Source organism: Bacillus nitratireducens, from assembly GCF_036320425.1.
Lineage (GTDB): Bacteria > Bacillota > Bacilli > Bacillales > Bacillaceae_G > Bacillus_A > Bacillus_A nitratireducens.
In genome coordinates this window covers 51997-71495 of the sequence record NZ_JAUMJO010000003.1, presented here as the reverse complement: position 1 = coordinate 71495, position 19499 = coordinate 51997, and the positions used below count along the sequence as shown (strand labels likewise).

23 protein-coding genes and 1 pseudogene are annotated in these 19499 nt (G+C 33.9%); 6 read left to right on the top strand and 18 right to left on the bottom strand.

Features of this window, described 5'->3' with window-relative positions; all coding sequences use genetic code 11:
• Window positions 1–81: 81 nt before the first annotated feature.
• The 6 genes from Q3V31_RS12180 to Q3V31_RS12155 all read right to left on the bottom strand — a co-directional run bounded on the left by Q3V31_RS12180 (window position 82) and on the right by Q3V31_RS12155 (window position 4775).
• Complete coding sequence (locus Q3V31_RS12180; protein WP_329765215.1) at window positions 82–1935, bottom strand: sensor histidine kinase; 1854 nt, start codon at window positions 1933–1935, stop codon at window positions 82–84.
• Window positions 1932–2621 (bottom strand): response regulator transcription factor, encoded by a 690-nt coding sequence (locus Q3V31_RS12175; protein ID WP_000041863.1) that lies wholly within the window; start codon window positions 2619–2621, stop codon window positions 1932–1934. Before Q3V31_RS12175 ends, Q3V31_RS12180 begins: the two co-directional genes overlap by 4 nt.
• Before the next feature lie 38 nt (window positions 2622–2659).
• Complete coding sequence (locus Q3V31_RS12170) at window positions 2660–3280, bottom strand: class D sortase (RefSeq protein WP_090814129.1); 621 nt, start codon at window positions 3278–3280, stop codon at window positions 2660–2662.
• An 89-nt stretch (window positions 3281–3369) separates the two neighbouring features.
• A complete protein-coding gene (locus Q3V31_RS12165; RefSeq protein ID WP_016130403.1) occupies window positions 3370–3858 on the bottom strand; it encodes an LPXTG cell wall anchor domain-containing protein in 489 nt (162 codons plus the stop codon).
• A 183-nt stretch (window positions 3859–4041) separates the two neighbouring features.
• On the bottom strand, window positions 4042–4374 hold the full coding sequence (locus tag Q3V31_RS12160) for a hypothetical protein (RefSeq protein ID WP_090814128.1): 333 nt from the start codon (window positions 4372–4374) through the stop codon (window positions 4042–4044).
• A gap of 185 nt (window positions 4375–4559) precedes the next feature.
• On the bottom strand, window positions 4560–4775 hold the full coding sequence (locus Q3V31_RS12155; RefSeq protein WP_002129607.1) for a hypothetical protein: 216 nt from the start codon (window positions 4773–4775) through the stop codon (window positions 4560–4562).
• Between the two features lie 161 nt (window positions 4776–4936).
• Between Q3V31_RS12155 and hpt the strand changes: the two genes are divergently transcribed.
• Complete coding sequence (gene hpt / locus Q3V31_RS12150; protein WP_000687586.1) at window positions 4937–5464, top strand: hypoxanthine phosphoribosyltransferase; 528 nt, start codon at window positions 4937–4939, stop codon at window positions 5462–5464.
• A gap of 236 nt (window positions 5465–5700) precedes the next feature.
• Window positions 5701–6603 carry a diacylglycerol/lipid kinase family protein gene (locus Q3V31_RS12145; RefSeq protein ID WP_044737474.1) on the top strand — a complete coding sequence of 301 codons (903 nt, stop codon included), beginning with the start codon at window positions 5701–5703 and terminating at the stop codon, window positions 6601–6603.
• Window positions 6604–6643: 40 nt separating this feature from the next.
• Here Q3V31_RS12145 and Q3V31_RS12140 read toward each other — a convergent pair whose 3' ends face one another.
• Both Q3V31_RS12140 and Q3V31_RS12135 read right to left on the bottom strand, forming a co-directional pair.
• Window positions 6644–7153 carry a DUF2199 domain-containing protein gene (locus tag Q3V31_RS12140; RefSeq protein ID WP_329765214.1) on the bottom strand — a complete coding sequence of 170 codons (510 nt, stop codon included), beginning with the start codon at window positions 7151–7153 and terminating at the stop codon, window positions 6644–6646.
• A 34-nt stretch (window positions 7154–7187) separates the two neighbouring features.
• On the bottom strand, window positions 7188–7883 hold the full coding sequence (locus Q3V31_RS12135) for a DUF7003 family protein (RefSeq protein WP_329765213.1): 696 nt from the start codon (window positions 7881–7883) through the stop codon (window positions 7188–7190).
• Window positions 7884–8037: 154 nt separating this feature from the next.
• Between Q3V31_RS12135 and Q3V31_RS12130 the strand changes: the two are divergent.
• Window positions 8038–8394: pseudogene (locus Q3V31_RS12130) on the top strand (Rpn family recombination-promoting nuclease/putative transposase); the annotation flags it as partial.
• Between the two features lie 39 nt (window positions 8395–8433).
• Here the strand turns inward: Q3V31_RS12130 and Q3V31_RS12125 are convergent.
• The 6 genes from Q3V31_RS12125 to Q3V31_RS12100 all read right to left on the bottom strand — a co-directional run bounded on the left by Q3V31_RS12125 (window position 8434) and on the right by Q3V31_RS12100 (window position 13037).
• Window positions 8434–9198 carry a hypothetical protein gene (locus tag Q3V31_RS12125; protein ID WP_016130408.1) on the bottom strand — a complete coding sequence of 255 codons (765 nt, stop codon included), beginning with the start codon at window positions 9196–9198 and terminating at the stop codon, window positions 8434–8436.
• A gap of 52 nt (window positions 9199–9250) precedes the next feature.
• On the bottom strand, window positions 9251–9505 hold the full coding sequence (locus Q3V31_RS12120) for a hypothetical protein (protein ID WP_033656795.1): 255 nt from the start codon (window positions 9503–9505) through the stop codon (window positions 9251–9253).
• A 95-nt stretch (window positions 9506–9600) separates the two neighbouring features.
• A complete protein-coding gene (locus tag Q3V31_RS12115; protein WP_329765212.1) occupies window positions 9601–11523 on the bottom strand; it encodes an ABC transporter permease in 1923 nt (640 codons plus the stop codon).
• A complete protein-coding gene (locus Q3V31_RS12110; protein ID WP_097881568.1) occupies window positions 11510–12280 on the bottom strand; it encodes an ABC transporter ATP-binding protein in 771 nt (256 codons plus the stop codon). The genes Q3V31_RS12115 and Q3V31_RS12110 overlap by 14 nt, the downstream gene beginning before the upstream one ends.
• Before the next feature lie 154 nt (window positions 12281–12434).
• On the bottom strand, window positions 12435–12614 hold the full coding sequence (locus Q3V31_RS12105; RefSeq protein ID WP_329765211.1) for a hypothetical protein: 180 nt from the start codon (window positions 12612–12614) through the stop codon (window positions 12435–12437).
• 75 nt (window positions 12615–12689) lie between these two features.
• On the bottom strand, window positions 12690–13037 hold the full coding sequence (locus Q3V31_RS12100) for a YxeA family protein (protein ID WP_000819381.1): 348 nt from the start codon (window positions 13035–13037) through the stop codon (window positions 12690–12692).
• Window positions 13038–13253: 216 nt separating this feature from the next.
• Between Q3V31_RS12100 and Q3V31_RS12095 the strand changes: the two genes are divergently transcribed.
• Together Q3V31_RS12095 and Q3V31_RS12090 are read left to right on the top strand one after the other, a co-directional pair.
• Window positions 13254–13712 (top strand): helix-turn-helix transcriptional regulator, encoded by a 459-nt coding sequence (locus Q3V31_RS12095; protein WP_329765210.1) that lies wholly within the window; start codon window positions 13254–13256, stop codon window positions 13710–13712.
• 73 nt (window positions 13713–13785) lie between these two features.
• Window positions 13786–14169 carry a hypothetical protein gene (locus tag Q3V31_RS12090; RefSeq protein WP_088009709.1) on the top strand — a complete coding sequence of 128 codons (384 nt, stop codon included), beginning with the start codon at window positions 13786–13788 and terminating at the stop codon, window positions 14167–14169.
• A 71-nt stretch (window positions 14170–14240) separates the two neighbouring features.
• Here Q3V31_RS12090 and Q3V31_RS12085 read toward each other — a convergent pair whose 3' ends face one another.
• The 4 genes from Q3V31_RS12085 to Q3V31_RS12070 all read right to left on the bottom strand — a co-directional run bounded on the left by Q3V31_RS12085 (window position 14241) and on the right by Q3V31_RS12070 (window position 18268).
• A complete protein-coding gene (locus tag Q3V31_RS12085) occupies window positions 14241–14840 on the bottom strand; it encodes a DedA family protein (RefSeq protein ID WP_000418897.1) in 600 nt (199 codons plus the stop codon).
• Window positions 14840–15418 (bottom strand): class I SAM-dependent methyltransferase, encoded by a 579-nt coding sequence (locus Q3V31_RS12080; RefSeq protein ID WP_001176085.1) that lies wholly within the window; start codon window positions 15416–15418, stop codon window positions 14840–14842. The genes Q3V31_RS12085 and Q3V31_RS12080 overlap by 1 nt, the downstream gene beginning before the upstream one ends.
• A 143-nt stretch (window positions 15419–15561) precedes the next feature.
• Entirely contained in the window at window positions 15562–17511 is a 1950-nt protein-coding gene (locus Q3V31_RS12075) for an ABC transporter permease (RefSeq protein WP_000176176.1), read from the bottom strand.
• Entirely contained in the window at window positions 17498–18268 is a 771-nt protein-coding gene (locus Q3V31_RS12070) for an ABC transporter ATP-binding protein (protein WP_000859658.1), read from the bottom strand. Before Q3V31_RS12070 ends, Q3V31_RS12075 begins: the two co-directional genes overlap by 14 nt.
• A 306-nt stretch (window positions 18269–18574) precedes the next feature.
• Here Q3V31_RS12070 and Q3V31_RS12065 point away from each other — a divergent pair, with 306 nt between their 5' ends.
• Entirely contained in the window at window positions 18575–19447 is an 873-nt protein-coding gene (locus Q3V31_RS12065) for an AraC family transcriptional regulator (RefSeq protein ID WP_016130412.1), read from the top strand.
• Window positions 19448–19499: the final 52 nt, after the last annotated feature.

Below are 19499 nucleotides of genomic sequence, written 5' to 3'. Positions count from 1 at the left end.
CTATTCAAATTATACTGCTCCAAAATAAAGATTAGGTAAAGATAATATGAAAATAAATTAAAAAAGCGTAGATAGTATTGTCTACGCTTTTTTCGGTAAATAGAAGTAAAATAACACACCACCTTCGGTATTCTTCACCCCATATTCAGCATCGTGCAATTCTAAAATATTCTTTGAAATTGCAAGACCAAGCCCTGTTCCACCTTGTGAGCGTTTCCTTGCCGCATCCACGCGATAAAAACGATCCCAAATTTTATCTAATTGTTCTTCTTCAATGTGAGCACCTTTATTTTCAATACATACTTTTATATGATCCTTCCCGTCTATTGTGGAAATAATAATATCTTCTTTTTTTGGTGTATAACGTATTGCATTCGTAATAAAATTCACAATTACTTGTTCAATTCTATTTTGATTCCCAATCACTTCTGCTGGACATATATGTTTGTGCACACTCAGTTCTTTTTTCTCTATCTCCGCTGAAAGCTGTTCACATATTTCTTCAATCACTCCATCGATATAGAAAGAATCCATCTTCATGTTATATGTGCCAGACTCAAATTTAGCTAATTCAAGCATATCCAAAATTAGTATATCCATCTTGTCTACTTCTTTTTCCATCGCCTGAAAATAGTAGTCTTTCTTATGTTCAGCTACCCCATCTTTTAAAATAGAAATACAGCTTTTCATAATACTCAGCGGCGTTTTTAGTTCATGCGATACACCCGCAATAAATTCTTTCCTTGTGTTTTCTAACTTTCTTTCTTTTTCAATATCTTGTTCTAACTGTCCAATATGTGAATGTAGTTTATTAGATAATGTATTAATATTTTGCGATAAATCACCAATTTCATCTTTTGAAGTAATCGGAATTTTTTCTGTGAAATCCAAATGAGCTATTTTCTTCGTTGTATCATTTATTTTTAGTAGCGGTTTTGCAATTTGTTTTGAGTAATAAAACGAAGCTAGAAAAATTAGAATGACTACAAATGCAACAATATAGATGTAATAATCTTGCACCATTTGTACAGCCTCATCTACAGGCTGTAAAGAAGCCATCGCATATATATATGTTACCGATCCGTCTTTTTCTTTTTTTGGTTTAATTAATAATTTATATTTTATATCATTTTTTTCATAGTCCATTATTTTTGTTGAATACTGTATATGATTATTCTCTTTTAATAATAAATCAGTTTGAAATTCTTTTATGCTATCTAAGAATAAACTATTTTTATAAATTGGATTCACAGGACCTTTTACATCGGGGAACTGTACTTTCGTAACACGTCCTACTATGGGAGCATTTAATTCCTGAGCAGCTTGCTCCTGAACGGCCGGCTTCTTTTCCTTAACAACTTGTTCCTCAGCTGCTTTCTTTTTCTCCTGATCTAATTTAATCATTTTCTCATTAAATGCTTTTTCTAACGGTTTATTAGATCCACTTAAATTTTGCTTACCTAACGAGAAAGAGAATGGAATAAAACTTTCTTCTTTTCTCACTCCAGAAAAATAAATTTCTTGTCCTAAAAACTTCTCTGATAATTTATTATCAATCTCCTCTATATTGACGAGATTACCTAAGGGAATCTTGAATATTTGTTGTCCAAAGCTCTTCTGTTGCTTACGGTCTATCGTTACTTCAAAATAAAAATCATCCACATGTTTTAAATTCCCATTCTGATCTAATATCGTAATCCACGTATTATTTTCTCTTAAAAAATCTTGCTCCAGCTTCTGAATTCCTTCTGCATTTCCTGTATAGTTCAAATAATTCTTCTCAAAGGAATTTAAGTTCACTTTAATATCTTCTACTTTTCGGTTCGCATAATATTGTTTGAAAAATATCGTTTGTCCAATAAATATCGTTGCTAAAATTAACATGCACAATGCTGTGGTGAGAGTAAATAATTTTAGTACAATCCCTTTTCTCATACATTCCCCTCAAATTTATAACCGGTTCGTACTACAGTTGTAATGTACTTTGCTTTCTCCCCTAATTTATTTCTTAAATTACGAATATGGCTATTAACCGTTCGATCATCACCAGCAAATTCATATCCCCAAATTCTTGAAATGAGTTGCTCTCGTGTTAAAACAATCCCTTGATTTTTCATGAAATAAGCTAATATTTCAAATTCTGTATGTGTTAAAGTAATGTCTGCCTCATCAACAGTAACAGTACGTGACGGGAAGTGGACGTGAATACCGTGGATGGATAATGTATCATCCTCATTCTCTAAAGGTTTATTTGTTGTTTTTCTACTTTCTAACAACCTTTTCGCTCTCGCTAATAAAATAGGTGGACTATATGGTTTCGCAACATAATCATCTGCCCCAAGCTCAAATCCAAGTAACGTATCATCTTCATCTACACGTGCCGTCAGCATAATAATTGGAACCCCGGATGTTTTACGGATTCTTCGGCAAACGGACCATCCATCAAGTTCCGGCAACATAATATCTAAAATAACTAAATCAACCTCTTCTTCCTCAAATACAACTAAAGCTTCTTTCCCATCTCTTGCTTCAAACACTACATATTGCTCACTCAAAAAATAATCTTTTAATATTTCACGTAAAATATCTTCATCTTCCACAATTAAAATGTTTTTTGACATAACTCATATATCCCCCTCTCGCTTTCAAAACTACAACTTTATTTTGAATAACTAGCCTTTAACTTCGCCTCGATAATATATCTATCTGGTGCATCCCCTATATAATCAAACGGATAGCACGTCGTCAGCGTTAATATCGGTTCTTCTTTTTTTATAATAACAGTACGATCATCCGCATGGGTAATCCATATCTTTTGAATTTCGTATGTGTACGTTTTATTATCATACTCTAAAACAAGAGTGTCTTTTTCTTTTAACTCTCCTAAATCAGTAAATACAGTGTCCCGGTGCCCACTCAGTACAGTATGTCCCCCTCCAGATGGCGTTGTCGTTACATCACTAACGAACATTCCAACTCCTTTTTTCAGCGTTGTCTCATCCGCTCCCCAGTATATAGAGAACTTCTTCTTTATTTTCGGTATATTTAATAGTGCAACCTTTTCTCCTTCTTTATGTTCTGTTTGAGAAGAAGGTACTTGGGAAGTTACAGGTGTTTCGTAAGAAAGTTGATTATGTTGTATATTTTCAAGGCTCTTTAGTTCTTCTTTCGTTAATTGTTGAGCAGAGCTTTTTCCTCTATACCATTCCATAGCGTAATATGATCCCATACATAGTCCTATCGCCATCAATATGATACCGATATAATTGAGTAACTTCATGTTTCATCCCTCCATGCCAAAAATGGTAGGAATAACCTACCATTTTTAATATATGAAATTATTCCATTCTTTATAGGACAATATTTTATTTACGCCTTAACTTTATTGCGACGTTTCAAGCCAAATAATGTCCCTATCCCTACAAGACATGCGCTTAGTACCATCATTGCTACATTATTAGATGCTGTGTTTGGTAATTTTTCACCTTGTACAACTGGCTTTGCTCCTTCTTTTTTAGTTGCACCATTTTTTTGTTGTACTTGTGCTGCTTCTTTTTTCGCCATATCATTTTTCAATTGTTCTTGTGCTATTCTCTTTTTCTCTTCTTCACTCTTTTGCTGTTCCTTAATCAATGCTTCTTTTTTTGCCTTATCATTTTTCAATTGTTCTTGTGCTATTCTCTTTTTCTCTTCTTCACTTTTTTGCTGTTCTTTAATCACTGCTTCTTTTTTCTCTTTATCTTGCTGCAGTTGCGCTGCTTCTTCCTTTGTTACTGTTCCAGTGTCCGCGCTTGCTACTGAAGAATATCCTACTGTTAACAATGCCATTGCACAGATTGGTAATAGTTTCTTTTTCATCTTCAATTCTCCCCTTATACTTTATTCACATCACATCACTTCGCATCGGATGTATCACTAGAATAAACAAGAGATATAAATATAAGATGCAGATGAAATATATTTCATTTAAAGATTTCATTGTAGAAAAATAAAAAAACATCGCAATATATACGATGTTTTTTCGGGTGTGTGTCTCAATATTTACATGTTACTTTCACGTGATTGAGAAGTAGAAAGGGCTGGAGCGATAACTAATTGTCTCGGCTCAGTTTTCTTGAAGTGATTTTTGACGTTACACTTACGACATTGAACGACCCATGCTTTAATAGGATTTGTTAAAATAATTTTTTGCCTTTCGTTAGGGGCCTCTTCTTCCAATTTACAACTATCGCTCCACTTACTCCATTTCATTGTAAATTTAGAAGAAGAATAATCGTCTTCTCGATCAAACGTATGCAAAAAATCCATTTCCCCAGCTAGCATTACGGTGTTACTAGTTGCTAAAAAAGAAAAGGTCGTCCAATGTTTCTCCATGCCCTCCTACTCCTTTTTCACATATAGAGTGCCTAAAACTTAATTTACCTAAAATATGCTTACCTTTTACCTTACACTTATAGTTTATCCAAAACACTACTATGCAACTATCGATTTGTCTTACAAACTACCTTACATTTTTGTAAGAAACGAAAAAACCTTCACTCTATATACGTGAAGGTTTCTCATTTCTTATCTATATGATCTTTCATATCGTCAAGTCCAACTTCTTGCAGCTGTGACATCATACCGTGGGAAATTGCGCCTAATACTAAAGTCATTCCAATTAGTGAAATGCGAATTGCAGGTACATCAATTATGTACGCCAACATACCGAGAACAATTGTTAAAAGCAATGCTTTTATAAATGTTACACTTGTATACTGTTTCTTTTTCATCATGACCACCCTTTATGGAAGCGTTTTCTTAATATAATTAGTATATCATATCATCTGACTATTTTGTGGGGATTTCTGTAAAAACCTTATATCTTCTTTGACTTTTTCCTTTCTATCCTTTACAGTCGAAATGTTCACAAGTTTTACACTGTAGGAGGATTCAAATGAAAATTGAAATAAAAGACACTTTAATTTCCGAAGAACAATTACAAGAAAAAGTAAAAGAGCTAGCTCTTCAAATCGAACGTGATTTTGAAGGAGAAGAAATTGTAGTAATCGCTGTATTAAAAGGATCTTTCGTATTCGCTGCTGATTTAATTCGTCATATTAAAAACGAAGTAACTATCGACTTTATCTCTGCATCTAGCTACGGAAATCAAACAGAAACAACTGGAAAAGTAAAACTATTAAAAGATATCGATGTAAACATTACTGGAAAAAACGTAATTGTCGTAGAAGACATTATCGATTCTGGTTTAACACTTCACTTCTTAAAAGATCACTTCTTTATGCATAAACCAAAAGCATTGAAATTCTGTACGTTACTTGATAAACCTGAACGCCGTAAAGTGGATTTAAAAGCTGAATATGTTGGCTTCCAAATTCCAGACGAATTTATCGTTGGCTACGGTATCGACTGCGCAGAAAAATATCGTAACTTACCATTTATCGCTTCAGTTGTAACGGAATAATATAAAAAAATAAAGTGAAACTTTAATCAGTGGGGGTTTTGTCTATCTCCCACTGATTATTAGTTGAACCAATCGGGCTTTTACGGGCAGTTGATCTCCCACCTAACTTCCTCGTATTCGTCGAAATTTTAGGTGGGGGGTCTTACTGCCCGTTAATGCGGGGTAAACTTCCATCAATTACTGATGGAAGTTTATTTTCTATCACGATTCGTAAAAGACAAAGGGAGAGAATAAAAATGACAAAGACAAAATTTGAAAAAGTACTCCTCATCATAAATCCGAAAGCAGGACAAGGCGATTTACACACGAACTTAACGAAAATCGTACCACCACTTGCCGCAACTTTTCCTGATCTACATATCCTCCATACGAAAAAGCAAGGTGATGCAACAAAATATTGCCAGGAGTTTGCTAGTAAAGTAGATTTAATTATCGTCTTTGGTGGTGATGGAACTGTATTTGAATGCACTAATGGCTTAGCCCCTCTTGAAACTAGACCTACACTTGCAATCATTCCAGGCGGAACTTGCAACGACTTCTCTCGCACACTCGGCGTTCCGCAAAATATTGCAGAAGCAGCAAAACTTATTACAAAAGGACATGTAAAACCAGTTGACGTCGCAAAAGCAAACGGGCAACACTTCTTAAACTTTTGGGGCATTGGACTCGTATCTGAAGTATCAAACAATATCGATGCGGAAGAGAAAGCAAAGCTTGGTAAAATTGGTTACTACTTAAGCACCATTCGAACTGTCAAAAACGCTGAAACATTCCCAGTAAAAATAACTTACGACGGACAAGTATATGAAGACGAAGCTGTCCTTGTTATGGTTGGAAACGGTGAATATCTCGGAGGTATCCCATCCTTTATTCCGAACGTAAAATGTGATGATGGAACACTTGATATTTTCGTAGTCAAATCAACAGGCATTCAAGCGTTTAAAGATTATATCGGAAAGAAACTATTTGAAGACTCAAACGAAAATGATATCTTCCACGTAAAAGCGAAATCCATTCAGATTGAAACAGAAGAAGAAAAAGAAGTAGATACTGATGGAGAAAGCTCGCTCCATACACCGTGTCATATTGAACTATTACAAGGGCACTTTACGATGATTTATAATCCTGCGGTTGTGTAATAAAAAAACGAGTGCTAGCACTCGTTTTTTCTCTTCTAATCTAGTTATATCGTTGAATCATTTCTTGCATTTCTTTAACTCTCTCTAAAGTAATTCCATTTCTTTGTTCGATCGCTAAAGGATGCTCGGTTGGTTCTAATTCAACATACGGTGCCATTCCAACTTCTCTTATATGTATATTTGTTTTTAAATTTAATGTTTCTGGATAAACTGGTATTTCTACAGATAACCAACCAAAATAAGGGTCACTATTTTCTCGGCCTCTCTCATCCCACTTTTCTAATACCTCATCATAACTTTCTTTACTAAGTGATACCCACACAGTCCATATGAATTTTTCGTGGTAATCAATGATAGGAATCTCTAAACAACCTCTAATAAAGTAATGTTCATCGTCCATTACGCAAAGTTCTGATGTTAAATGGAGGCGTTCCTCTCTTTTATGAGGCGCTACCTCATAATAATAATATGGTGCTTCACTTCCGTAACATAAAGGAAGTGTAAAACGATTCATTTGTACTTTTTCTCCAGATTTTCTTCTTCTTTTCATCTGTTATTCTTTCTCCTAGTCTTTTCATTCACACTCAGTATTCATCAATATTTTCAAAATCAAACTCCACCCAATTTTTCCAGTGCGTATTAGACTCCTCATTCACAATAATGGTTGGATCTTTCTTCTCTATAGCAGCCGCTACTGATTGGAAGAATTCATTTTCACTTACTTTTTCATCTTCAACATGTTGCCATTCTTCCGTTTCATACACTACTTCCCAGTCGCCTTCTAAACCGCACTCTTCTAAAATTTCTTCTTTATCCCACCATACTAAATTCCGAGCTTCGTCATTAGTAGCAAGCATACGCATGAAATATGTGGGATAAGACTCTGTCGTTTGTACTTCTATTCCATGATTCACATAATCTTCTTCTGTAAATTCATATTCAAAATGATGCTCGCGGATTTTCAAACTACCGTTATGAATATCAAGTATAAATTCACCTTCATCATCAAATAATTCATAATCTCCATCATTTAATTGCAAAATAGCATCATCACCAATTAAATGATTCACTCTATCACCATATACTTGAATATCATTACATACACCTAATGATCCTACTCCAACAAATTGAAATACCATTAACCAATCCTCATTATTTTTAAAGAAAAGAGAGAATTTCACTTGTGACATATTCATTTCCGCATTATCTAGGGTAGGAAATTCATAGTTACTTTGTTTTTTATCTAATAGTTTTAAAATATCTTTTTGCATCTGTATCATCTTCACCTCTATATAAATTTTTCAATTTCACTAGAGTATAACATAGACATATTTGTTTGCGACATTCTAATAATATTGCTCAAAAAATAGCAAATTGGCCTGTTTGCATGCCCTAGTTCTTTTTAGATACAATGAAGGAAAGAAGCAACCTGACACATTGGAGGATATTGCTATGAACCGAGATCCTATTTTACAAAAAGCAATAAACAAGTGGGAACGTATGAGTCAAGATTCTTCTTTCCGACAAGCCTATGACGCAAGGGAGAAAGTTTTAATGGATGAAGCAGCAAAATTCGCCCACGCAGAGACAGAAGGAATAAAAAGAGGAATGGAACAAGGAATAAAAAAAGGGATTGAAAAAGGCATTGAAAAGGGTCGAAAAGAAGGGGTTCAGCAGGGGAAAATTCAAATAATTAAAAATATGTATGATCTTGGTATACCACTTGAAACGATTGCTAAGGCAAGTAAATTAAGTGTGCATGAGGTTGAGCATATTTTAGGACATAAATAGTAATAAAAAAGAGCTTGAATGGTTTCAAGCTCTTTTCTATCAACTTTCCTCAATTCTTTCCATCTTCCAAACTAAATTATCTGGATTGTTTTTCTCTAAAAAGGTTAACATCCACATAGTTTTTCCTTTGTCGTTCATCAACATCACTTTATGGTTTAACTTCCAAGCCACGTCACTAACATAATTAGACATTTTATACATATCTTCTTCTCTCATAAGCTTTTCCTTTTTGATTAATCGTCTCGTTCTATACTCCCTTATTTCTAAGTACATATCAGCATAAGCCACTTCATGCTGCCAAATTATACTACATACATATTTTTTATTCGGACTACTCTTCTTTATATATACAAGTTCATTTTTATAATCCAAATCCAGTACCTTATTGTATGCTTTTTCTAACATCTCTATATCCCAATCACATTTCACAGCTAAACTCTTCATTTCAGTATGAACGATTTGAAGGGCTAATTCTTTTTTCTCTCTATCTGATAAATATGGAAAATCCTTTACACTCCCGTACTCTACAAACACATTCATATATTCAGGAAAAATCCGATATTTCTCCTCCCACTGATTTAATAATGAAATATCATCCACACAGTGAACCCAGATACCTTTTTCATAGTCTGTTCTTAACTTTGGCATATGTCGCTCGTATAAAGAAGTAATACAGCTCGTTTCTTTAAAAAAAGATATCTCTTCCTCGTAGTTACTTGAGGATGTTAATTGTAATACCTCTAGACTACTTATATTCTCTTTTCTTTTTAGAAAACTTAATCGGATATCTCTTATAATTGGCATTTACTCTCTCCTTCTTAATTCTACGACTATATAATTGATTCTCTAGCGCCAACTAATCAATTTCAACCCATCCCATTCCCATATAGAGAAATAAAACTCCCACTACTAAAAAAAGCCCACCAACTAAAAAATAGAACGGTGCTCCGTGCAGCGGATCACAAAATAGCTCTAGAATGTTTTGTGCCACTACTGTCCATTTATCTTTTTTTGAATTTTTTTCTTTTATTTCTTTTACAAACCTATACATACTTAAACCAATAAAAATGATGCCTATTAATAGACACCCTACTATGATAAGAATTCCCAAATATAACACTCCATTGAATCCTTGATATGTATACCCTATTTTAACTAAAAAAGCGAAAGAGAACATCATTTTCACTATGTTCTCTTTCGCCTTTTTTATTTACTCACAATCCGAAAATAAGAACGAACCGTTAAGAAATAATATCCAATATAAATAACACTATACACACCAATACTTATTAATAATGGCACTGCGATTTCATACGGAATTACTGTCGATAAACCTTTTATCGCAAATAAACTGTGTGAAATTCCAACTACTAACGGAATGAAGAAGATAAATCTCATTTGTTTTGCGATTGCTTTTTTCATTTCCTTTTTCGTTACCCCAAGCTTTCGAAGAACGATGTAACGTTCACGATCTGCATGTGCTTCTGTTAATTGTTTGAAGTAAATGATAGAACCCGTTGCAAGTAAAAATACAAGTCCTAAGAACATACCACTAAACATAATTAATCCTGACATTTCAATACCATCTCGGAAAATAGTGTAAAAATCGCTAAATTGATTATTTCCTTCTGCATCTTCTTCTGAAATTACTTGTTTTAATTTCTCTGTTAGCACTTTACTATTTCTTTCATCTTTTACATCAATGTTTTGTACAGTGTGAGAACCGACTGTCTTCTTCGCCTGCTCGTACACTTCATCTGGAACGACGATTACTAGTTCATATAAGTTCGTAATGTTGCGTCCTTTTACTTCTTTTATTTGTACTGGTGCTACTTCTCCAATTGGGAATATAGCCTTTCTATTTTTATAAACGCCTGTATCTCTACTTCCCTCACCGTGCATAACATCAAATGCATACGCTTCTGTCTTTTTCAAATCCACTGTTTCTTCATTTAAATATTTTGCAATTTTATTAAATGATGATTGCGCCATAAGATCAGTCGTTCTTGATTTTAAGGCATCCTTATTTGAAACATCGTCACCAAATTCACCGACTACTTTTACTGTTTCTAACTCATATTGATGAATAACTTCATTCTTTTCTGTTTCCTCTTTTAAAATCTCCTTCACTTTATGATCTACATGATCATCTTTCTTTTCATATGAATAACTAACTGGCTTATATTTTTTCGCCTGCATATATGCGTTGTAGTACATTGTTACTGAAGTTCCAACTGCTGTTAACGTTACTGCGCTTAATACTGCAATTGTTGCTAACGATTTTGCATTTCCTTTAATGCGGTATAGTAATTGAGATGTTGTAACAATTTGCATTCCGTTATAGAATGAAGATTTTTTGTTTCGCACTCTTTTTAATGCAAAAATGGTAAAGAACATAAATAATAAATACGTTCCAAGTACTGTTGCTAATAAAATGTAAAGAGCAAGTGGCATAAAGTTATCATCGTTAGCATTTTTAATAGCTGTTACTGATAAGAAATACCCTGAACCAATTAATAATACAGAAACGATAGCCATAATTTTAGAACCCTTTGGCATTCCTTCGCCTTCATTATCTGCACGGAATAACTCGATTAACTTAAATTGATAAATAACACGATATCCTTTAAAAGATGTGTATAAAATAATAAAACAATAAATAACTGCTGTATCTATAACCGCCCCAATTGGTACTTCAAAATGAACATTTACGCCCAATTCCATCATACTTACTAGTAACTGAAGGAACGATTTTGAAAGTAAACTACCAATTACAATTCCAATTACTAATGACAGGAAGCCCATCAACATATTTTCATAAAATAGCATTTTACCAATTTCTTTTTTTCTAATACCTAGTAAAGAATACAGACCTATTTCTTTCTTACGCTTCCGTGTAAAAAATCCATTTGAATATATAATAAATATCGCGACAAAAATAATAAGCATGACACTCGCAAGTTGAAACCCATTGTTCACTCGCTCTCCAGCTTCTCCTACTTGTGAATTGTACTGCAATGATTTAAATGTAAAATAAATAACGATACTAAAAATCATTGAAGCAAAGTAAATAAAATAATCTTTAAAATTTCGTTTTATATTACGAAGTGCAATGCTATACAAGCTCACTTATAGCACCTCCAGAAATAGAAGACATAACATCTACAATTTTTTGAAAGAACTGTTTACGTGTAAGCTCCCCGCGATATAACTCTTTATATAATTCTCCATCTTTAATGAATACAACTCGCTTGCAATAACTCGCAGCGAATGCATCGTGCGTTACCATTAAAATTGTTGCACGATCTTTTTCATTTAATGATTTCATACTTTCTAATAAATCTGTCGCTGACTTAGAATCAAGCGCACCAGTTGGCTCATCCCCAAAAATCATACTTGGATTTGTTACAATCGCTCTTGACGCTGCGCAGCGCTGCTTTTGTCCCCCTGATATTTCGTATGGATATTGATTTAAAATATGATCTATTCCAAATTTCTTTGCAATCATCTCAACGCGAGATTCTACCTCTTTCGCCTTCACTTTTGATAAAGCTAGGGGCAATGCAATATTTTCTCGTACTGTTAACGTATCTAATAAGTTATAATCTTGAAAAATGAATCCTAAATGATTACGGCGGAATAACGCCAATTCATCATCATTCATCTTCACAATATCTTTTCCATCAATTAAAATCTCGCCTTTTGATGTTGTATCAATAGTAGAAAGAACATTTAAAAGCGTCGTTTTCCCAGAACCAGATGGCCCCATAATACCGACAAATTCTCCTTCTTTCACCTGTAAATGAATATCTTTCAGCGCTTCAAATGTATTAATACCTGTATTATATATTTTCGAAATCCCTTTCGCTTCTAGCATTGTTTTCATCTATCTATACCTCCTGTTATGATTCTTGATGTTCCCTTTAAGCAACAGAGTTCAGTATAAATAGATTTTCTTAACAAATAGTCACGGGGTTTCTTAATATTTTCTTAAAAAGAAAAATCCAAAACCATACAAGATGATTACGGATTTCCTATAGTTAAAATATTAAATTACATTTCGAGCAAAAAGGATCAGAATTTCCTCTTCTAATTTTCGCATTACATTTTGGACAATATACATATCTCTCTTCTATCTTTTCTCGTTCTATCATTTGTAAGGATACTATTCTCATACTACACATAAATCCAATTAAAATAAGACTAACAATGAGTAGCACAACTCTCGCCCCCTCTCACTACATTTTACCATAAAATAACAAAACCGATTCCCACATTGAGAATCGGTTTTATACTTACAATCCTAATTTCGCCTTCGCTCCATCAGGAATTTTATCTGTTGTTACTTGCACTTTATCATGTAAGAACTTACCTCTCGTAAGCACATGCCAGTATGAGCCTTTTGGTAATTCATCTACTTCATCAATTGTAACTTCTTTTTCCTTACCATTTTCATCATAAGCTTTCACCTTATATTCACGACCTTTATTTCCACCTAACTCTTTACCAGCGTTATCAATTATTGCATAATGGTGCTCTATATCAAGGAAGGGATTCATTTGATCTAACTTAGCGCTCCCATTTAATAAATATACCGCTCCTGCTATGATGACAAGTAATGATGCAAGGATAAATCTTTTCATCTATATTCCGCCTTTCATTATGTTTTCTTTAAGATGTTTCTAAGTATAGAGTGTATTTCTTAATAAAAACTTGTACGGTTTCTTAACATTTTCTTAAACTAAAAGTGAAATATTAATTAGCAATACCAAAATAAACAAAAGTAACCCTTTACACTACCATTGACAAAATTACACATTTAGTGTAATTTTACACTATAACGAAAAAGGAGCCGTATTATGGATAAACAAGAATTTATTGAACTCGTTAATTCAAAATTAAAACTCATCCGTGTTGAAAATGATTTATCACAAGATAAAATGTCAGAAATTATTGGTTTATCGAAGAAAACATTAGTGGAAATTGAAAAAGGAAGACGTAGGCTAACATGGTCAGGTGCAGTTTGTGTCGTAACACTCTTCGAACAGAGCGATACAGTCCAAATGACATTTGGGGATGATGTGAATGAAATTATAAAAACAATCGCTTTCACACATTACAACACGAAATTCCCGAAGACGTTAGGAGGAAAATTGTGGTGGCGGCAAATAAAAGAATTAAACGGTTATCAAATACAACAAAACATTTTATCTCAACATTATAGAATTTTAGATACAGAAGACCGCAGAATATGCCACTCATTCGAATTGGATGAAATTGAAAAGCGCTTTATGGAAATGGCAAAAGCATCTCAATAAAGTAAACCTTTAATCAGTTGGGGCTTTACTGCCCTTTAATACGAGATAAAATAAATTTCGGAGTATAATTCAAATGAAAAAACAGACAAATATCACGATTTTAAATACGCTAATCATTAGCACCTTAGTATTCAATTTGTTTATTTTCACATCGAGAATGAGCTTTTTACCTTGGTATATTGAAGATGGATGGGGATATTTAGGATTATTATTTACATCCTTTATTTTCTTACTTTGCTTCTTTCAATCTTCGAAGCTTCATAAAGATGGAAAGTTAACTACGCTACAAAAGTTCATTCCACTTGCATCTGCCGCACTTTCAATCTTTGTTCTTATCACTCCATCAAGTGATTTTATGACTATATTAGCCAATCTGATCAATACAATCATATTAACAATTTATATAATTGTATTTCAGACAATGCCTAATGTAAGTAATAAGGAGTTATTACATTAAAAGGGAGAGTTATTTTACAAAATAACTCTCCCTTTTATACTACTCTCCATAACCATAAACCTTTATTCTATTTACTTACTCATCACTGTACTTCTTCTTTGCTTATACAAATAAGCACCACTCGCAACAACAAAAACAAGCCCACCAAAATACACGCCATACTCTATCGCAATCGCTACAATCTTGTTAATGTGTTGTCCAAATAATGAACCGAGCACAAAGTAAACGAGTGTCCAAACAAACCCTGTTGTATAGGAATACAAGGCATACATCTTAAATGACATGTTATTCATTCCAACTAAATACGGTACAATATGTCTTACAACTGGTATGAAGTAACTTGTGACTAACGCATAATGGCCATACTTCTCTACCATTTGTTGAGATTTCAAAAGATATTTCGCCTTTTTCTTTTTCATTAGCTTATCAAGTACTTTTGTACCAAATATTTTCCCTAATATATAACCTAATGATAGCCCAGATACGACACCTAAATATGTTAATAAAAACGCTGGAATGACACTTAATATCCCTAGTGAAGATACAAAACCACCACTCATTACAATCATTTCATCTGGAATTGGCATACCGATAATACCTAACCATAAGCAGAAAAATAATGCCCCATAACCGTACTGCTCAATATAAGATAATAATTCGTGCAATTCCATTATGCATACGCTCTCCTTAGCCCTTTTTTACAGCTAAAGACGTAAGCTGGCGGGAAATTGAGCCACACTTTTTCGAGTGTAATTTCAGGAAAGAAATGCTGTATAAATCCTTTTTTCACAAGTGAATATTGAAATGTAATAAATTCACCGTTCTCATGTATCGCCTCCATTACATTGTTTAAAATGCGCTTTGAAACTTCTTCTGGTAAAGAAGTAAAAGGCAATCCTGATAAGACATAATCGATGTAGTCTATATTTAACTCTTTCATATACTTCTTTATATTTTCCGCTGAACCGTGTATAACAATGACGTTCTGCTCATTTTTAAACTTTCTCGTTAACTCTTTGCAAAACACTTCATTAATTTCAATAAGAAGAAATATTGTCTCCTTCTTCTTTCTCTTCATAATTTCTTTCGTAAAAACACCTGTACCAGGCCCTAACTCTACGATACATTTCGCTCTATTAAAATCAATAATATTTACCATTTTCTTTGCTAATATTTTTGAACTTGGCGCAACTGCACCAGTATGTTTCGGATGTTTAATAAATTCATGTAAGAATGTTATGAGCTGCACATAAACCTCTCCCCATTCGTTCAATAGTTTTTAACTTGTTTCTAAGTATAACTATCGTTTCTTAATAAAAATTGAGGAGATTTCTTAAGATTTTATGAAGAATTAAAAAACAGCCACCGCCTATAGCGATAGCTGCTCATTTATTACTTCGCGCTCACAATCTTATAATAAGAGCGAACTGTTAAGAAGTAATATCCAATATAAATGACGCCATATACTCCGATACTAATTAGAAGCGGAATCATAATTTCAAATGGTAATAAATTTGCTAAGCCTTTTAGTGCAAATAAGCTATGCAGAATTCCGATTACTAACGGAATCGCAAAGATAAAGCTTACTTGTTTTGCAATAGCTTTTTTCATTTCTTGTTTCGTTACACCAACTTTACGAAGTACAACGTAACGCTCACGATCTGCATTTGCTTCAGTTAATTGCTTAAAGTAAATAATAGAGCCTGTTGCCAGTAAGAATACAAGTCCTAAGAACATTCCGATGAACATCATAAGTCCCGTTCCTTCAAGCCCCATTTGGAAACCAGTATAGAAATCTCTAAATGATGGTACCATTTCTGATTCACCAACTGGCATCACTTTTGCTAACTTTTCTGTTACTACTTTACTGTTTCTTTCATCTTTTACATCAATATTTTTTACAGTACGTGTTCCAAATGCTTGCTTCGCCTGTTCATACATTTCATCTGAAACGACAATCACTAATTCACCTAAGTTCGTAATTGCTGTATTATTTGCACCTTGAATCGTTAATGTCTTCGTTTCATTGCCAATTTGGAATACTGCTTTACTTCCTTTATATTGAGGACTAAACTCATACCCTTCAATATAAGAACTGTCATATATAAATGCTTCACCAGTAGCTACATTCACTGTTTCTGCATCGATTTTTTTAGCAAGTTTATTAAATTCGGACTGAGACATAAACTGATATTTCTCTGAAATCGTGTAGTTTAGATTAAGAATGAAGTCCACTTTATCCCCTTCAAACTTCCCTTTTACAGGAACCGTCTCAATTTCAAATTGATCTTTGACAGGGTGATTCGCCTTCTCTTCAGCAAGGATCGCATTTACTTTCTTATCTAGCTCTTCATCTTTTTTCTCATAAGAATAACTGTACGGCGCAGCTACTTTTGATTGTGTAAATGTATTGTAATACATCGTAACTGACGTACCAACCGCTGTTAATGTTACTGCACTTAAAATAGAAATTGTCGCCAGTGACTTTGCATTTCCTTTAATACGATATAGTAACTGTGACGTCGTTACCATATTCATACCGTTATAAAACGATGATTTATTATTTTTTGCACGTTTTAATACGAATACTGTAAAGAACATAAATAGTAAGTACGTACCTAATACTGTCGCCAGTAAAATGTAAAGTGCGACTACCATAAAGTCGGCATACTTAAGTGCTTTCATATACATTAATGCTAAGAAATAACCTGAACCGATTAAGAAAACTGAAATTAATGCCATAATTACTGACCCTTTTGGCATTGCTTCTCCTTCACGTTCAGCGCGGAAAAGTTCAATTAGCTTGAATCGATAAATTAAACGATATCCTTGAAGTGATGTATACAATATAATCACAAAGAAAATAATTGCTGTATCAACAATTGCAGCCATCGGTACTTCAAAATGTACATTTAAGTTTAATCCCATCATGCTTACTAATAATTCAAGGAATAGTTTCGAAAGGACGCTACCAATCGCAATCCCTATAATTAAAGACATTAATCCCATTAACATGTTTTCATAAAAGAGCATTTTACCGATCTGTCTTTTACGAATACCAAGTAACGAATATAGTCCAACTTCTTTTTTACGCTTTCGTGTAAAGAAGCCGTTCGAATATATAATGAACACCGCTACGAATATAATTAGCATGACACTTGAAACTTGAAACGCACCGCTAATTTTTTTAGAACCTTCCGCAGCTTTTTCCATTTGTGAATTGTACTGCAACGCCTTAAATGTAAAATAAATGACGATGCTAAATATCATAGATGCAAAATATACAAAGTAGTCTTTAAAGTTCCGCTGTATGTTGCGGAGGGCAATGCTAGATAAGGTCATCAGCCATACCTCCAGAAATAGAAGACATTACGTCAACGACTTTTTGGAAGAATTGTTTACGCGTTAATTCACCGCGGTGTAATTCTTTATATAACTCACCATCTTTAATGAAAATAACTCGTTTACAATAACTCGCCGCAAATGCATCGTGTGTTACCATTAAAATTGTAGAGTTATCATATTCATTTAACGACTTCATACTTTCTAATAAATCTGTCGCTGATTTAGAATCAAGTGCTCCAGTCGGCTCGTCCCCAAATATCATACTAGGACTTGTAACGATCGCGCGCGATGCTGCGCAGCGCTGCTTCTGTCCACCAGATACTTGATATGGGAACTGACTTAAAATATGATCAATACCGAATTTCTTTGAGATTTCAAGAACGCGGCGATCAATCTCACTCGCTTTCACCTTTGATAACGCAAGAGGTAACGCAATATTCTCTTTCACCGTTAACGTATCTAATAAGTTATAATCTTGGAAAATGAAACCTAAATGATCACGGCGGAATAACGCCAGCTTATCATCGTTCATCTTCACGATATCTTTTCCATCAATTAAAATTTCACCGTTCGTCGCATTATCAATTGTAGAAAGAACATTTAAAAGAGTCGTCTTACCCGAACCAGAAGGTCCCATAATTCCAACGAACTCCCCTTCTTTTACTTGTAAGTTAATACCTTTTAAAGCTGCAAATTTATTCCCACCTGTGTCATATACTTTTTCAATATTTTTTGCTTCTAACACTGTTTTCATCTCGACATCCCTCATTTCTTCTATTCTCTATTTTCAACTATATACACTCTCTACTCTTGCCACTATCGATGTTTCTTACACAAACATGACAGTTATGTAAGGCACATAAGCGGAGAAATCAAAATTTAACCTAATGAGCTAAAGTACTTTGTTACTATAACATTGGGATATCATACCATCCATTCATTCTCCTTACAGGAACATTACAATTTTGTAAGGTTAAAAATGCCCCCTACAAAGTTGTGCATGAAATGTCGGATGGAGCTATTTCATTCTTGCTATTCTATATACGAAGGAGGTCATAGTATGGATTCACTTAAAAACATGAATGCTGCAATGCAGTATATTGAAGACAACCTTACACACGAAATTGATTTTAAAGAAGTGGCAAAAATAGCTTTCTGCTCCGAATATCATTTCAAAAGAATGTTTTCTTTTTTAGCTGGCATATCACTATCAGAATATATTCGCTGTAGACGTCTTACTCTTGCTGCCTTTGAACTAAAAGATAGCGATGCAAAAGTCATTGATGTCGCTATAAAATATGGATACAACTCACCAGATTCATTTACACGTGCATTTCAAAATTTGCACGGAATAACACCTTCCGAAGCTCGAAGTACTAGTCGTTCTTTGAAAGCTTATTCACCAATGACCTTCCAACTATCTATTCAAGGAGGAAATGAAATGAACTATCGAATTGAAGAAAAAGAGCCATTTCAAATCATTGGTATACAAAAACGAGTACCGATTGTTTTTAATGGTGTAAACGAAGAAATTGCTTCTATGTGGAAAAGTTTAGATCCGGGGGCTATCCAAACATTAAAGTCCCTTTCAAATATTGAACCTACTGGAATTATTAGTGCCTCTACTAACTTTTCTGAAGGAAGAATGGAGGAAAAAGGAGAACTCGATCATTATATTGGGGTAGCCACAACAAAAACTTGTCCAGAGCAATTCAAACAACTTGAAGTCGCAGCTTCAACGTGGGCTATATTTGAAGCTATCGGTCCATTTCCTGATGCATTACAAAATGTGTGGGGACGTATTTATTCCGAATGGTTCCCTTCTTCGAACTATGAACTAGCGGAAGGACCGGAAATATTGTGGAATGAACAGAAAGATATATCGTCGCCGAATTTCAGAAGCGAGATATGGGTACCTGTTTTAAAAAAGTAATATAAAGGTCTAAAATTTTTCAAAATAAAGAAGCTGCTCTTCCTCTTTAAAG

What these genes read in the sequence shown, in the direction of transcription:
- Q3V31_RS12095 (WP_329765210.1), top strand. Translation starts at nt 13,254, where the DNA reads ATGGATAAACAAGAATTTATTGAACTCGTTAATTCAAAATTAAAACTC.
- Q3V31_RS12075 (WP_000176176.1), bottom strand. Translation starts at nt 17,511, where the DNA reads ATGACCTTATCTAGCATTGCCCTCCGCAACATACAGCGGAACTTTAAA.
- Q3V31_RS12100 (WP_000819381.1), bottom strand. Translation starts at nt 13,037, where the DNA reads ATGAAAAGATTTATCCTTGCATCATTACTTGTCATCATAGCAGGAGCG.
- Q3V31_RS12180 (WP_329765215.1), bottom strand. Translation starts at nt 1,935, where the DNA reads ATGAGAAAAGGGATTGTACTAAAATTATTTACTCTCACCACAGCATTG.
- Q3V31_RS12070 (WP_000859658.1), bottom strand. Translation starts at nt 18,268, where the DNA reads ATGAAAACAGTGTTAGAAGCAAAAAATATTGAAAAAGTATATGACACA.
- Q3V31_RS12065 (WP_016130412.1), top strand. Translation starts at nt 18,575, where the DNA reads ATGGATTCACTTAAAAACATGAATGCTGCAATGCAGTATATTGAAGAC.
- Q3V31_RS12170 (WP_090814129.1), bottom strand. Translation starts at nt 3,280, where the DNA reads ATGAAGTTACTCAATTATATCGGTATCATATTGATGGCGATAGGACTA.
- Q3V31_RS12160 (WP_090814128.1), bottom strand. Translation starts at nt 4,374, where the DNA reads ATGGAGAAACATTGGACGACCTTTTCTTTTTTAGCAACTAGTAACACC.
- Q3V31_RS12155 (WP_002129607.1), bottom strand. Translation starts at nt 4,775, where the DNA reads ATGATGAAAAAGAAACAGTATACAAGTGTAACATTTATAAAAGCATTG.
- Q3V31_RS12085 (WP_000418897.1), bottom strand. Translation starts at nt 14,840, where the DNA reads ATGGAATTGCACGAATTATTATCTTATATTGAGCAGTACGGTTATGGG.
- Q3V31_RS12175 (WP_000041863.1), bottom strand. Translation starts at nt 2,621, where the DNA reads ATGTCAAAAAACATTTTAATTGTGGAAGATGAAGATATTTTACGTGAA.
- Q3V31_RS12145 (WP_044737474.1), top strand. Translation starts at nt 5,701, where the DNA reads ATGACAAAGACAAAATTTGAAAAAGTACTCCTCATCATAAATCCGAAA.
- Q3V31_RS12090 (WP_088009709.1), top strand. Translation starts at nt 13,786, where the DNA reads ATGAAAAAACAGACAAATATCACGATTTTAAATACGCTAATCATTAGC.
- Q3V31_RS12135 (WP_329765213.1), bottom strand. Translation starts at nt 7,883, where the DNA reads ATGATACAGATGCAAAAAGATATTTTAAAACTATTAGATAAAAAACAA.
- hpt (WP_000687586.1), top strand. Translation starts at nt 4,937, where the DNA reads ATGAAAATTGAAATAAAAGACACTTTAATTTCCGAAGAACAATTACAA.
- Q3V31_RS12125 (WP_016130408.1), bottom strand. Translation starts at nt 9,198, where the DNA reads ATGCCAATTATAAGAGATATCCGATTAAGTTTTCTAAAAAGAAAAGAG.
- Q3V31_RS12140 (WP_329765214.1), bottom strand. Translation starts at nt 7,153, where the DNA reads ATGAAAAGAAGAAGAAAATCTGGAGAAAAAGTACAAATGAATCGTTTT.
- Q3V31_RS12110 (WP_097881568.1), bottom strand. Translation starts at nt 12,280, where the DNA reads ATGAAAACAATGCTAGAAGCGAAAGGGATTTCGAAAATATATAATACA.
- Q3V31_RS12165 (WP_016130403.1), bottom strand. Translation starts at nt 3,858, where the DNA reads ATGAAAAAGAAACTATTACCAATCTGTGCAATGGCATTGTTAACAGTA.